Annotated in this window: 16 protein-coding genes; 3 read left to right on the forward strand and 13 right to left on the reverse strand. The window is 64.1% G+C overall.

Annotation, left to right across the window (positions count from 1 at the left end; translation table 11 throughout):
- Positions 1 to 9: 9 nt before the first annotated feature.
- The 5 genes from ACSQ89_RS30935 to ACSQ89_RS30955 all read right to left on the reverse strand — a co-directional run bounded on the left by ACSQ89_RS30935 (position 10) and on the right by ACSQ89_RS30955 (position 4,519).
- Positions 10 to 882 carry a branched-chain amino acid ABC transporter permease gene (locus ACSQ89_RS30935; protein WP_436293073.1) on the reverse strand — a complete coding sequence of 291 codons (873 nt, stop codon included), beginning with the start codon at positions 880 to 882 and terminating at the stop codon, positions 10 to 12.
- Positions 883 to 928: 46 nt separating this feature from the next.
- Positions 929 to 1,525, reverse strand: a complete 597-nt coding sequence (locus ACSQ89_RS30940; protein WP_436293072.1) for a DAK2 domain-containing protein — start codon at positions 1,523 to 1,525, stop codon at positions 929 to 931.
- Positions 1,525 to 2,523: a dihydroxyacetone kinase subunit DhaK gene (locus tag ACSQ89_RS30945; protein WP_436293071.1), complete on the reverse strand. Its 999-nt coding sequence runs from the start codon at positions 2,521 to 2,523 to the stop codon at positions 1,525 to 1,527. The genes ACSQ89_RS30940 and ACSQ89_RS30945 overlap by 1 nt, the downstream gene beginning before the upstream one ends.
- Positions 2,524 to 2,613: 90 nt before the next feature.
- Positions 2,614 to 3,594: a Bug family tripartite tricarboxylate transporter substrate binding protein gene (locus ACSQ89_RS30950; protein WP_436293070.1), complete on the reverse strand. Its 981-nt coding sequence runs from the start codon at positions 3,592 to 3,594 to the stop codon at positions 2,614 to 2,616.
- 34 nt (positions 3,595 to 3,628) lie between these two features.
- Positions 3,629 to 4,519, reverse strand: a complete 891-nt coding sequence (locus ACSQ89_RS30955; protein ID WP_436293069.1) for a dihydrodipicolinate synthase family protein — start codon at positions 4,517 to 4,519, stop codon at positions 3,629 to 3,631.
- 160 nt (positions 4,520 to 4,679) lie between these two features.
- Between ACSQ89_RS30955 and ACSQ89_RS30960 the strand changes: the two genes are divergently transcribed.
- A complete protein-coding gene (locus tag ACSQ89_RS30960; protein ID WP_436296786.1) occupies positions 4,680 to 5,426 on the forward strand; it encodes a GntR family transcriptional regulator in 747 nt (248 codons plus the stop codon).
- On the opposite strand, the gene ACSQ89_RS30965 is transcribed toward ACSQ89_RS30960, so the two are convergent.
- From ACSQ89_RS30965 to ACSQ89_RS30975, 3 genes are all read right to left on the reverse strand, one after another.
- Positions 5,423 to 5,854 (reverse strand): DUF1016 N-terminal domain-containing protein, encoded by a 432-nt coding sequence (locus tag ACSQ89_RS30965; RefSeq protein ID WP_436297264.1) that lies wholly within the window; start codon positions 5,852 to 5,854, stop codon positions 5,423 to 5,425. The genes ACSQ89_RS30960 and ACSQ89_RS30965 overlap by 4 nt on opposite strands.
- 176 nt (positions 5,855 to 6,030) lie before the next feature.
- Positions 6,031 to 6,138, reverse strand: coding sequence for a heme-binding protein (locus ACSQ89_RS30970; RefSeq protein WP_436296787.1), 108 nt, complete (start codon positions 6,136 to 6,138; stop codon positions 6,031 to 6,033).
- Positions 6,139 to 6,355: 217 nt separating this feature from the next.
- A complete protein-coding gene (locus ACSQ89_RS30975) occupies positions 6,356 to 7,165 on the reverse strand; it encodes a hypothetical protein (RefSeq protein WP_436293067.1) in 810 nt (269 codons plus the stop codon).
- Positions 7,166 to 7,512: 347 nt separating this feature from the next.
- Here ACSQ89_RS30975 and ACSQ89_RS30980 point away from each other — a divergent pair, with 347 nt between their 5' ends.
- The gene (locus tag ACSQ89_RS30980; protein WP_093110665.1) at positions 7,513 to 7,764 is read left to right on the forward strand and encodes a hypothetical protein; all 252 of its coding nucleotides are present in this window, start codon (positions 7,513 to 7,515) and stop codon (positions 7,762 to 7,764) included.
- A 232-nt stretch (positions 7,765 to 7,996) separates the two neighbouring features.
- Positions 7,997 to 9,490 (forward strand): type I glutamate--ammonia ligase, encoded by a 1,494-nt coding sequence (gene glnA / locus ACSQ89_RS30985; protein ID WP_436293066.1) that lies wholly within the window; start codon positions 7,997 to 7,999, stop codon positions 9,488 to 9,490.
- Positions 9,491 to 9,950: 460 nt separating this feature from the next.
- Here glnA and ACSQ89_RS30990 read toward each other — a convergent pair whose 3' ends face one another.
- From ACSQ89_RS30990 to ACSQ89_RS31010, 5 genes are all read right to left on the reverse strand, one after another.
- Positions 9,951 to 10,283 carry a type II toxin-antitoxin system RelE/ParE family toxin gene (locus tag ACSQ89_RS30990; protein ID WP_436296788.1) on the reverse strand — a complete coding sequence of 111 codons (333 nt, stop codon included), beginning with the start codon at positions 10,281 to 10,283 and terminating at the stop codon, positions 9,951 to 9,953.
- Positions 10,280 to 10,561 (reverse strand): YlcI/YnfO family protein, encoded by a 282-nt coding sequence (locus ACSQ89_RS30995; RefSeq protein WP_170855773.1) that lies wholly within the window; start codon positions 10,559 to 10,561, stop codon positions 10,280 to 10,282. The genes ACSQ89_RS30990 and ACSQ89_RS30995 overlap by 4 nt, the downstream gene beginning before the upstream one ends.
- Positions 10,562 to 10,650: 89 nt before the next feature.
- Positions 10,651 to 11,073, reverse strand: a complete 423-nt coding sequence (locus ACSQ89_RS31000) for a hypothetical protein (protein WP_436293064.1) — start codon at positions 11,071 to 11,073, stop codon at positions 10,651 to 10,653.
- Positions 11,074 to 11,091: 18 nt separating this feature from the next.
- Complete coding sequence (locus tag ACSQ89_RS31005) at positions 11,092 to 11,376, reverse strand: hypothetical protein (RefSeq protein WP_436293063.1); 285 nt, start codon at positions 11,374 to 11,376, stop codon at positions 11,092 to 11,094.
- 81 nt (positions 11,377 to 11,457) lie between these two features.
- Positions 11,458 to 12,252 (reverse strand): IclR family transcriptional regulator, encoded by a 795-nt coding sequence (locus ACSQ89_RS31010; protein WP_436293062.1) that lies wholly within the window; start codon positions 12,250 to 12,252, stop codon positions 11,458 to 11,460.
- Between the last annotated feature and the right edge of the window lie 34 nt (positions 12,253 to 12,286).

Genomic DNA, 12,286 nt, shown 5'->3' on the forward strand with positions numbered 1-12,286 from the left:
GGCAGCTCCTCAGGCGCGGTCGGCATTGCGCTCGGGCAGCAGCCCCTGCGGGCGCACGAGCAGGAACACAAGCAGCACGCCGAAGGCGATCGCGTCCTTGTACGTCGAAGAGATCGTGAAGGCGCCGACGTTCTCGATCACGCCCAGCAGCACGCCGCCGAGAATCGCGCCGGGCACGCTGCCGAAGCCGCCGATGATCATCGCAACGAATCCCTTGAGGCCCACCAGCGTTCCCATCTCGGTCGTCACGTAGAAGAGCGGCGCGAGCAGGATGCCGGCCAGCGCCGCCAGCACCGAGGAAAAGGCGAAGGTACCGGCAAGCACGCGGTTCACAGGAATTCCCATGAGCAGCGCCGTCTCCCGGTCCAGCGCGGTGGCGCGCATCACCTTTCCGATGGTGGTGTAGCGCAGGACCAGGTACTGAAGCGCCATCACGACGACGACGACCGCCATGATCACGAGCTGCTGCACGGGGACGCGCAGTCCGCCCACCGTCACCACGCCGTCGCCAAATGGGCTGGCATACAACAGCGGCTCGGGCCCGTAGATGATGCGGGCCATCTCTTTGAGGAAGATGCCGAAGCCCACGGTGGCGATGATGGCGACGAGCGCCTTCTGCCGCTGCAGGCGCGCGAACACCAGGCGCGAGAACACCGCGCCGAGCACGGCCATCACCACCGCGGTCAGGATGGCCGCGAGCCAAAAAGGCAGGTGCAGGCTGGTCGTGAAGGTGGCGACGAAGACGAAGGCCGAGAAGGTCAGGAACTCGCCGGCCGCGAAGTTGACGATCGCCATGGTGTTCCAGACGTAGGCGTAGCCGAGCGCGATCAGGGCGTAGATGCAGCCCATCGCGAGGCCGCTGACGATCACTTGTCCGAGCATGTTTGAGGTCTCCGGGGAAGAATGCGCACGCGGTGCGGGCCGAGTGTCAAAGGGCGTCGACCATGCGCAGCAGCGCCACCATGCCGGGGTCCTCCATGCCGATGGTCTTGTCGGCGAACATGCGGGCGCGGCCGATGCGGTTGGGCTTGTCGCGGAACGCGTCGAGCGCGGAACGCGCCGCGACGCTGGCCACGCGGCGCGCGTCCGCGCTTTCGGGTGATGCGGCCAGCGCCACGTGGACGGCCTGCAGGCCATCGAGCACGGTCTTGTCGCCCAGGCTCGCGCCGCCGCGCGCCGAGAGCGTGCTGACCACCTCTGCCAGTAGCGCCGCGAGTGCCGCATGGTCGAGCGAGGCCACGCCCGCGCAGCGCTTCGCGCTGGTCATCAGGGCGACGGTCAACAGCGTGCCGAAGCTCGAACCCGAAGCCTTGGCCGATGCCTGCGCGCAGCACTTGAAAATGCCTTCCAGCGTGTCAGGCATTTCGGGCAGCGCCTGTTCCACGAGCGTGGCGCACTTGTCGAGCGTCGCTCCGAGGTCGGCGTCGCCAAGGCGGCCGTCGAGCGCATTCAGTTCGGGCGCCGCGGCATGCACGCCCGCGCACCAGCGGGGCAAGGCAGCCGCGAGGGTGGCAGCGTCCAGCATCAGCGCACGCTCCAGAAAGGGCAGTCCGCCGGGGCGGCCAGCAAGGCCTCAAGTTCCGCGTCGAGCTTCATCACGCTCAGCGACGCGCCCGCCATTTCCATCGAGGTGGCGTAGCGACCCACCAACGGGCGCACGATCGATACGCCGCGGCCTGCCAGCACGGCCGCCACGCGGCGGTACAGGATGTAGAGCTCCTCGGCCGGCGTGGCTCCGAGGCTGTTGACCAGCACGGTGACACGGTCACCTCGCGCCAGCGTGAGCTCGGGCATGACGTGTTCGAGCATCTCGTCGGCGAGCGCGTTGGCCGACTTGAGCGGTCCGCGCCAGATGCCGGGCTCGCCATGGATGCCCATGCCGAATTCCACCTCTTGGTCACTGATGGCGAAGGAGGCCTTGCCGGACTCGGGCACCACGCAGGGGCTGAGCGCAACGCCGATCGACCGGCATGCGTCGTTGGCCTTGCGTGCCAGCGCCGCCACGGCCTCCAGGTTCGCGCCGCCGGCCGCCTTGGCGCCCGTAACCTTGTAGACGAGCACGAGGCCGGCGACGCCGCGGCGCTGCTCGCGCTGTGCTGCGGGTGCACTCGCCACGTCGTCGGCGACGCGGACCGACACCACCGGCATGCCCTCGAGTTCGAGCATCTCGGCCGCCATGTCGAAGTTCATGCGGTCGCCGCCGTAGTTGCCATAGAGCTGCAGCACGCCCACGCCGCCATCGGCCGCGCGCATCGCCTCGATGCAGTCGCCCATGCGCGGGCCCGCGAACACGTTGCCCACGGCGCAGCTGTCCAGCAGGCCTTCGCCAACATAGCCGAGGAAGACAGGCAGGTGGCCCGAGCCACCGCCAGTGACGATGCCCACCTTGCCGGGCACGGCGCCGATGCTGCGCGCCACCACGCGGCCGTCCTCCCCGCGGCGTTGCAGTTCGGGGTGGGCCAGGCACAGGCCGTCGAGCATTTCATCGACGTAGGCGTTGGGGTCGTTGATGATTTTCTTCACGGTGGTATTCGTCTGTTCGGGGCGCTTCGCGCGCCGTTGCGGACACGGCAGCGCCAGCGCCGGCTCGCGCGCTTGCGCGGGTGAATCTGCTCAGTCGGCCTTGAGGCGGCCGTCCTTGGTGGCCTGCGTGGCCAGCGCGTACTCGGTGTCGAGGATCCGGGCGAATTCCTGCGGTGTGCTGGAGAAGGCGACACTGCCGAGTTCACGGGCACTGCTCACTGTCTGGGGATCCTTGACCGCCTGTGCGAGCGCAGCGGCCAGCTTGTCCTGCACGTCCTTGGGCGTGCCGCTGGGCGCGAGGACTCCGACGTACGTCGTGCCGTCGATCTCGCCGAAGCCGAGCTCCGCGACGGTCTGCACGCCGGGAAGCGACGGGTCTTGCACGGGACCCAGTATCGCGAGCGGCTGGAGCGTGCCGCCCTTGATGTGCTGCAGCGAACTGGTGACCTGATCGAAATGCACGTCGACCTGGCCACCGATCAGATCGACCAGCGCGGGACCCGAGCCCTTGTAGCTGACGACCGTGAACTTGGTCTTGAGCAAGGACTCGAGTTGCAGCAGCGCCAGGTGATTGGGCGTGCCCGGTCCGGAGTGCGCAGCGGTCAGCTTGCCCTCGCCGGAACGGGCGTAGGCCGCGAGTTCCTTGAAGTTCTTGAAGCGGGTCTCGTTCTTGCGGGCGAGCAGCACCATCGAGCTCTTGTTCACCAGACCGATTGGCGCGAAGTTCGAACGGCTGTAGCTGGTCTTGACCATTTCCGGGACCGTGACCACCACGCCGGCACCACACAGCAGCAAGGTGTAGCCGTCAGGCGCGGCGCGGGCGACCTGCATGGCGCCGATCGAGCCGCCGGCGCCCGCGCGGTTGTCGACCACCACTGACTGGCCCAGCACCTTGCCCAGCGCCACGGCCACGGTGCGCGCGACGATGTCGGTGTTGCCGCCGGGTGCGAAGGGCACCACGAGCGTCACCAGCTTGTTCGGAAAGCCTTGCGCCGAGGCCGGCATGCCGAGCATGCTGCTCGCAGCGGCGACCGCGCCGAAATTGAGAATCTGCCGACGTTTGATGTTCATTTGGTTCACCTGTCTCCGGGCGGATGTGACGCGCTCAGGCGTCGAAGCGCAGCACATCGTCCAGCGCCGACTTGATCCGGGCCTTTTGGGCTTCGCTGGTGGGCGGCATGGGTGCGCGCGGCAGGCCGGCGTTGCAGCCCTGCAGCGTGATGGTCGTCTTCAGGTTCGCCGGCAGGTTGTCGCCGATGACGGCGTTCCAGAACGCCAGCATCGACTTGTGCATCTCCAGCGCCTTCACGTGGTCGCCGGCCTGCACCGTGTTCCACAGTGCCACGCACACGCCCGGCAAGGCGGCGGGGGTGGCGGCGATCGTGCCGTGCGCCCCGAGCGCGAACGACGAGTACAGCAACGCGTCCACGGCCGAGAACACCTTGCAGCCCTTCGGCACGCTGAGCAGGAGGTCGGCCATCAGCTTGAGGTCGCCCTGGCTTTGCTTGATGCCTTGCACGCCGGGCAGGTCTTTCATGAGGCGGATCATCTGGGCCGGGTTCAGGTAGTTCCACGGTATGACGTTGTAGATGATCACGGGAATGTCGACCGCTTCGGTCAGCGCTTTGAAATGGCGGTAGGTCGCGTCCTCGTCGGGCTTGAACAGGTAGTGCACCGGCGTGACCTGCAGCGCGGCGATCGGCAGGTGCGAGATCGCCTTGGCGCGGTTGATCGCGTCACGCGTGCTGTTGGAGATGATCCCGGCCACGATCGGCACTTCGCCGGCGACCTCCGCGGCGGTGATCTCCATGAGGCGCTTGAACTCGTCGATCGTCAGCGTGTGGCCCTCGCCGCTGCTGCCGCCGGGGCAGACGCCGTGCACCTTCTTGTCGAGGTTGAAGCGGATGACCTTGCGGAAAGCAACCTCATCGATGTTGCCGTCGGCAGTGAAAGGCGTTACGAGCGGCGGAATGACGCCAGTGAGATCAAGACCCATGAAAAGTGCTCCGGTGCGTGATGAAGACAATGAATACAGGCATCTGGTATCCTGCTATGATGCACACTATACCCCGACTAACATGTCAGTTGGATGCTAGTGATTACCCTAGGCGATTGACGTCGCTGCCGCAGCACCTGCGCCACGTACCATGATTGATATGAACGCCCATGCCATCGCTCGCTCTGAACTGTCCAAACGCCAGGCGCACAGCGGTCTCGAAACTGAGCCGGTGAACCAGCGCGGCCGCGCTTACGAGGGCTTTCGCCAGCAGATCATCGATGCGCGAATTCGACCCGGGCAGTTCGTGTCACAGCGCGAGCTCATGGAACTGCTGGAGATGCCGCTCGCTGCGGTGCGCGAGTTGGTGCCTCGGTTGGAGGCGGCCGGCCTCATCAAGACGGTACCGAAACGGGGCCTCCAGATCGCCAGCGTCGACATGAAGCTGATCCGGAACGCCTGGCAGGTGCGGGCAATGGTGGAGCGCGAAGCCGTGGTCCACTTTGCGCGGATCGCCAACGCCGAGACGATCGCGGGCCTCATCGAAGCCCACGAGGCCATCCTGGAACGCGCACTAAGACCCCATCCCGACGCTCAGCTCGAGAAGGACGCGCAGGCGGTCGACTGGGGCCTCCACGACTCAATGGTCGATTCGATCGGCAACGAGATTCTGTCGGAGATCTACCGGGTCAACAGTCTTCACGTGCGTCTGATCCGCTACGACGCCGATTCCATGCGCCCGATTCAGGTGGTGCCCGCGATGCGAGAGCACCTTGAGTTCCTGCATGCACTCGCCGCCAAGGATGGCGAACGCGCGCTCGACCACATGATGGCGCATATCGAAGCGTCCAAACACCGGGTGCTGGCGGGCATGCTGCGGGTGGGTCAGCTGCCGGGATCGGTCTAGCGATGGCACAACGGCGCGCAGGACGCAGGCCGGCATCGGTGTGCGCTCGCTCTGCGTGGTGGCCCCAGGGAATTTCTGCGACAAGCTGTCGCAGTACTTCGGGTCGGGAAATGTTCTTCGTACAGCCGCCGCATGTCCCAAACATTGCGACCGAGAAGCCCTGCGTCGCCGGGGAATGACGCCCGAAGAGCGCGCGAAATCCGTTCGACGATCGACTGACCCCAGCCCCGCGACCGCTGCTGTTCCACGACAGCCCTGTCAATGTCCCGGTATGGCGAAATCAGCTCTCGATTGACGGCGTGCCCGCAGACGCGCGCGGCCGCTATGCGCGCCTTCGGTTCGCCGACAAGAAGGGCATCGTCGGTCGTGATATCCCGTATTGCGCACCATTGCCGCCACCACTGCAGGGCAGGCTTTACGCGCGACAGTGTCGGTTTAGCAAAGACTTGAGCAGCTCGGTGAACCCAGCCTGAAGTCGTGTGTCACCAGATGCCGGCTGAGAGCCGGTTGTACTTTGTACGCGCCGCGCATCTCCTCCAGAACCCGCCGCGCGCAGGCCGCACGGCGAATGCCATGCGGCCTGCGGCCGCTTCCTCCTGGCGCGTCAACCAGCGTCTGCAATCGCCGCGGCTCCGATGGCGGCGACCTGCGCGTCCTGTGTGGATTGCATGCCCGAGACGCCGATCGCTCCAACCAGCTGGCCCGCCATCATCAGCAGAAGGGGTCGGCAGCGCTCCTGGCGGCCTTTCTTTGCCCCCGAGCGTTCGACCCTTGTTGTGTGCGCCGTAAGCGGTAAGCCGACGGCGGCGTTGCGGAGGCGAAGGATGTGTGATGGGTACGAGCGTAAGAGGCGATCGCTACGCTGGGACCGTCGCGGGCGTGTCGGTCGGGCGACTGAGAGGGACGCTCTTTCGGTGAGCTCAGCGGTTTCACTCCGTTGTTCTCGGCGCTGTCTCCGCAATGCACTCAACCAAGTTTAGCGCTGCCAACATCAGCATCTTTTCCGTCTCGGTTTCGATGCCCAGAAGGCCGTGCTCCCCGAACTTGCCGAAGACGTATGCGAGCAACTGCTGCTCGGAATGGTCCGCGATGGCGTCCGAAGTGGCTTGCGCTCGCTGCTGCGGCGTCAGGCCCTCTATGAAGCGCACGCGTCCGGAGATGCGCTTCAGGCAACGTTCCTGGACGTCTTCGGAGATGACCGGCCAGGCTCTGCCGCTGGTCTTCATCGCCTCATAGAAGACGAGTAGCAGGTTCAGAACCACCTCGATTTGCTCAAGGGTGGCGCCATAGCGCTGAAGGACGAGCACCGAGAAGAACAGGTTGGGCTGTCGGGCGTGGACTTCGTCGGCAAGTTGCTCGCGTTCCTTGAAGGTCATGCGCTCGACGCTGAGCACGGCGTCGACGAGAAGCCGACTTGAGATCGATGTCATGGGGCGATTGTCCAACGCCGCCTCTCGGTTACGCAGTGGCTTCTTGCCTACGCGATGGCTTCGTGCAAGTTCGAGCGAAGCGGCTTGTGATTCTCCGGCCAAGAGGCGGGCCCGCAACCATGAGGTTCCCATTTCCACATCGTCACCAAACTCAAGGCGCTCGATACGCTGAACGGATGCTTGATTGAGCCCGAGACGTGTTCGGGAATCGAAACGGCGCATGAGTTTGTATGCGCCTCTCGCCCTTACGGCGTCGAGCCAGTGGATGTCATCCGCGTAGTGGGCAAGTTCAGCGATGCGCCAGTCCACCTTCGCGTCAGAATTAAAGCCGAACTCTGAGCGCGCGCCTCATAAGTCGTTGAAACTAATAGGAATGGGCAAGGGGAGGTGGAGGGTAGGTCGATTTAGCCAAGAAACCCTGACAGATTTCGTGGTCTGACCGCCAATGCCGCTCCCGCCAGCCGAGTCAGTTGGCTTGGGGGAACCTGACCGAGAAAACAGGCGCTCGCGCTATTGCCAGTACGGCTAGCCACAACTGTCGGAACTTCACCGCCCAGCGGCCCGTCAAACTTATTTTGACGTGCGCCTTCTGGTCGCGCGCAAGCGCATTGGGCACGAAGGCGCCCGGCTCTGTCGGTTGCAAGGAGAGCGCGCGCATGGAAAAGATGCTTCACCTGCTCGAGACTTTTACCGCCCGCGGAAGCGATGGCCAGACCTACCGTGTCCAGGCCTATGAACACCTCGCCCGTCTCGACGCGGTTCCGGACACGCAAGGGCTATGGGAGCCGACGGGGCTCACCGAATACAAGCTGGCGGATGGTCGGCATGTCAGCGTTGACAAGGATGGCGCGATGACGTTGGCCGGCACGGGGATGAGGCTGGAGCGCGACCCTTCCCTGCAGGCCTAGAGAGTGATGCCCGCGTGAGCGGGAGTTGTGGCGGATTCCTCGGGCTCCACACGGCCGTCCAGTTCGAATGCCTCGAGGCCCGACCCGGCAGGGCTTTTGCTGTCGGTCGGTTTGTGACGGCGTCGAGAGGCGCCTTGCGACCGGGGCTGTGTGAAGACGCGTTGATCGACCAAATTGAGGCAACGCGACTGAGCACGCCGACGCTGGGTAACCCCAACCAGTGGAGAGGACCATGCCAACCGAGAAAAAACGCCAGATCGCCCAGTTCGAGCCCGGCACCTACCGGGTGAATCCGCCCAAAAATGCGAAGGAGGTGATCGCCCTCGTGCGGGAGCACGGAATCCAGATCGTCGACCTCAAGTTCACCGATCTGCCTGGACTGTGGCAGCACTTCTCGATCGGGCTGCCGGAACTCAACAACGAGTTGTTCGATGACGGCATCGGGTTCGACGGCTCCTCGATCCGCGGTTTCCAGCAGATCCACGAGTCGGACATGCTTCTGCAGCCGGATCCGACCACCGTATTCATCGATCCGATGTGCGAGACCCCGACACTTTCGATGATCTGCAACGTGATCGACCCGATCCTCAAGGGGCCCTACTCGCGCGATCCGCGATTCGTGGCCCGCAAGGCCGAGCGCCATCTGAAAGCCACCGGGGTCGCGCAGACCTGCTACTTCGGCCCAGAGCTCGAGTTTTTCATCTTCGACTCGATCCGGTTCGAGCAGAACACGCATTGCGGCTACTACTACGTCGATTCGGTCGAGGGCGCCTGGAACTCGGGCCGGGACGAAGGCGCGTTCGGGGGCGGGAACCTCGGGTACAAGCCTCGCTACAAGGAAGGCTATTTCCCGGTGCCCCCGCACGACACCCTTCAGGACATCCGCTCGGAGATCGTGCTCGGACTGATGAACGCGGGTGTGCAGGTCGAGATCCACCACCATGAGGTGTCGACCGCGGGCCAGAATGAGATCGACATGAAGTTCGCGCCGCTCGTGCGGATGGCCGACAACGTGATGGTCTACAAATACTTCGTCAAGAACATCGCGCGCCGGCACGGCAAGGTTGCCACGTTCATGCCGAAGCCGCTCTTCGCTGACAACGCGAGCGGCATGCACTGCCACCAGAGCCTGTGGAACGACAAGCGCAATCTTTTCTACGACGCCAAGGGTTGGGCTCTGACCTCCGAGCTGTGCCGCTGGTACATCGGCGGGCTGCTCAAGCATGCGCACGCGCTGATGGCGTTCTGTGCGCCGACCACCAACTCCTACCGCCGGCTCGTACCGGGCTACGAGGCGCCGGTGAACCTGGTGATGTCGCAGCGAAATCGCTCGGCCGCGGCGCGTATTCCGATGTATTCGGACTCGCCGAACGCGAGGCGCGTCGAGTTCCGTTGTCCGGACCCGACTGCGAATGCCTACCTCGCGTTCGCAGCAATGCTGATGGCCGGCCTCGACGGGATCGCCAACAAGACCGACCCGGGCCCGCCGCTCGACAAGAACATCTACGAGCTACCCCCTGAAGAGGCAAAGAACATCGCGAAGGTCCCTGGATCGCTCGAGGAGTCACTGCGCGCGCTGGAGAAGGATCACGACTTCTTGATGCGCGGAGACGTGTTCACCACGGACCTGATCGAAACCTGGCTCGAATACAAGTGGAAGCACGAGGTCGATCCCGTGAGGTTGCGCCCGCACCCGTGGGAGTTCTATCTCTACTTCGATGCCTGAGACCCAGCGTGAAAAATTGGCAAGGAGACAAAGAACGTCCTATCTGAGCTGGTGGCAATTGGTGAGGACGGCCGGCGTTTTCGAAAGGCAGCCGCTTGCGCTGCGGTGATCAGCTCCTTGGGGTTCGGCCACATTACGGCCTCGAACCTCTCCGGCCGAGGGCGTCGCCGCTCTTCGATATTGGCACTTCAGGGCGACTGCACTTGACCGATGGTTCATGGACGCCAGTTTGTGTGCATGCGCTTCAAGGCGGGTGCTCCCAATACCAACAGAGATTGTTGTGCGCGCGCCGCGAAGGTCAGCTATCGGGCAAATTGAGCGTGGTCACCGAATGACGGGTCCTGGCCGCATGCTGCCGCACACGCGCCGGCGTCAGTGGGCGCTTAGGTCGTCTGACCCTAGTCAAAACGGTCATTCAGTCCGAAGGGCCGAACCACAGCGACTTACAGCCGCATTGGGCTCAGTGGTAGTCCTCTTCGCGCTGATGACGAACGGCCAACACCTTGATAGCCCGCCCCCGCCCTGGAAGGATTTCGTAGAGGGCCACATAGCCTGTGGAACCAAGGCCTACGATTAACTCTCGGCGCGTTGTACGCCTGCCGTCTCCCGCTTTCCGATACGCCCAAGGATTCTCGGCCAGCCGCTTCTTGATACTGGTGCGAAGCTGGTGCAGCACATGCTGAGCATGGTCCAGTTCCTCCAAGGTCTCTGACCGTACGACGAGGAACTCAAACAACCGCTCAAGGTCATCCTCGGCTTGCGGGGTCATCTCAACCCCGAACAACTCAGTCACGTGCTGGGGCTTTGCAATTCGCGACGTCGTGCATCAATGCGGGCCTGGACGCGGTCAAACACTTCGTCCACGGGGTGCGAAACACCGGTTCGCAGGTAGTCCTGCCAAGCGGCCTCGCCGCGCGCATGGAAGTCCGTCTGGACGCGACGGAAGTCAACTGCTCGGCGCACGGCATCGGCCACAAAGGTGCTGATGGTTTCCTCTTCACCCAGGACCGCTTCGAGCTCGGCACGCAGTTCCGGCTCAACGCGAACGGCAGGTAAGGTGCACGATTTCATGGCTGTGAGTGTATCACATTTGTAATGCGTTCGCCATTTGTCCCGACGCTGACATTGGAAGGTGACTTCGAGTGTCTGGTCCTGGCCGTCTACGGCTGTCGACCACCCCAAGCGATATTGTGTTCAAAGCCCGGGACAACCCCGAGCAGCCGTTCGGTTGCCTCCTTGGCAACCATGAAAAACGCAGCATACGAAGAGTCTTGGCCGTCATCGCGAAAGCCGGAGAGCTCGATGTTGCATCCCAGAACCGATAGGTAGCTCTGCGCAAGCAAGGTCGTCAGTACACCGTTCCTCGCGGCCGCCACGTATTCATCAAGGATTCCATCGGCGCTGACGGAGATGGAGAAGGCATCAGCAGGTGCGATGGCAGCGGTCAACGCGGCGCTCATGCTCCGTCCGCCGAGCTGCCTTCGCCATTCGTGGGCGACGGTGCGCGCCTCGTGCACGCTCGCCCATGGATGTTGCTCGACCTTTTCAACGAGCCATTCATTGATGATGTGGGGAGTCTTCATACTGGCCGGTTGAGTTGGTCAATGGACGTGCGCCTGGAACGTCAGTTTCTGGCCGTGTGCAGCCTCAAGGGATGAGCGCACCCGCTTCGCCCCGCGGATAGACCACCTTGTACTGGTCGTTTCTTTAGGCGACAGCTCCGAAATGCCGACCTTGGCTGCTTCAGCGAGCCGGTTCCCGTGCACCACCTCGTCATCGAGCATGGCGATAACGAAGGGCATAGCGTCGGTGACGCTGCTTGTCGACAAGTAGATGAGCATCGCGTTGGTACCGTCCTCGTAGTCAAACCCCGAACTCTTGACCACGCCGCCTGACGCCTGAAAAAGGCGGCCTGGAATGTCGTATCGAAGGTCCAGGTCCGGGTTCGCCAGGCGGGCCGGGTCTAATCAGCCCTTCCCCAGAGGAGGACGGCCAAACAAGCTGGAAGCGTTGCTGATCGGCCCGAGTTCGGATGCCGCGGCCAGGAGAGCTGGCGCCAGTTCGTGCATGCGTTCGCTGCCGAGGCGCGTGCGAGGCCCCGCGATGCTGATGACGCCGATCACCTCCTTGCGTCGAAACACGGGCGCTGCCATGGCAGCCATGCCTGGCGCGAACACCTCGTCGATCATTGCGTATCCGCGCACCCGCGCCGCGTGCAGGAAGCCCAGCAGCGCCCTGATGGTGGTCGGCGCCTTCGGGCCGTACTCCGCCGGCGTGCCGAAGCCCTGGCGCGAGACGAGTTCCAGCGCGCGTTCGTCACTCAGGGTCATCAGCCAGGCGTGGCCTGAGGAGGTGCACGACAGGCGCGCATCCATGCCCATGTCCGGGTCGTAGCGCAGTCCTGCTTGCCGGGCCCCCTGCGACTTGGCGACCCAGGTGAGGCGGTCCTCGTCCACGATCGACAGGCGCACCAGCTCGCCCGAGGTTTGCGCGAGCCGCTCCAGCAGCGGTTCGGCGACGTTCACGATGCCGGCGCCGCTCAAAAAGCCCAGCCCCAGCGACACGACCTTGGTGGTCAGCACGTAGTCGCCCTGTTGGCGCGCCTGCCGCACGTAGCCGCGGCGCTGCAGGTCCGCAAGCAAGCGATGGCAGGCGCTGAGCGGGATGTCGAGTTCGGAGGCAACCAGCGTAAGGGGCAGCCCCTGCGGGTGCCGGGCGAGGTGTTCCAGGACGCTGAGGCCCCGGTCGAGTGAGATGCTCATGTCCTGTATTATGAAATGAGTTTCCAGAACGGAA

This window comes from Variovorax sp. LjRoot175 (assembly GCF_964253805.1).
Lineage (GTDB): Bacteria > Pseudomonadota > Gammaproteobacteria > Burkholderiales > Burkholderiaceae_C > Variovorax.

Excerpts from the sequence above, each read along its gene's own strand:
- ACSQ89_RS30935 (WP_436293073.1), bottom strand. The coding sequence starts at position 882 with ATGCTCGGACAAGTGATCGTCAGCGGCCTCGCGATGGGCTGCATCTAC.
- ACSQ89_RS30940 (WP_436293072.1), bottom strand. The coding sequence starts at position 1,525 with ATGCTGGACGCTGCCACCCTCGCGGCTGCCTTGCCCCGCTGGTGCGCG.
- ACSQ89_RS30950 (WP_436293070.1), bottom strand. The coding sequence starts at position 3,594 with ATGAACATCAAACGTCGGCAGATTCTCAATTTCGGCGCGGTCGCCGCT.
- ACSQ89_RS30955 (WP_436293069.1), bottom strand. The coding sequence starts at position 4,519 with ATGGGTCTTGATCTCACTGGCGTCATTCCGCCGCTCGTAACGCCTTTC.
- ACSQ89_RS30960 (WP_436296786.1), top strand. The coding sequence starts at position 4,680 with ATGAACGCCCATGCCATCGCTCGCTCTGAACTGTCCAAACGCCAGGCG.
- ACSQ89_RS30970 (WP_436296787.1), bottom strand. The coding sequence starts at position 6,138 with ATGATGGCGGGCCAGCTGGTTGGAGCGATCGGCGTCTCGGGCATGCAA.
- ACSQ89_RS30980 (WP_093110665.1), top strand. The coding sequence starts at position 7,513 with ATGGAAAAGATGCTTCACCTGCTCGAGACTTTTACCGCCCGCGGAAGC.
- glnA (WP_436293066.1), top strand. The coding sequence starts at position 7,997 with ATGCCAACCGAGAAAAAACGCCAGATCGCCCAGTTCGAGCCCGGCACC.
- ACSQ89_RS30995 (WP_170855773.1), bottom strand. The coding sequence starts at position 10,561 with ATGAAATCGTGCACCTTACCTGCCGTTCGCGTTGAGCCGGAACTGCGT.
- ACSQ89_RS31000 (WP_436293064.1), bottom strand. The coding sequence starts at position 11,073 with ATGAAGACTCCCCACATCATCAATGAATGGCTCGTTGAAAAGGTCGAG.
- ACSQ89_RS31010 (WP_436293062.1), bottom strand. The coding sequence starts at position 12,252 with ATGAGCATCTCACTCGACCGGGGCCTCAGCGTCCTGGAACACCTCGCC.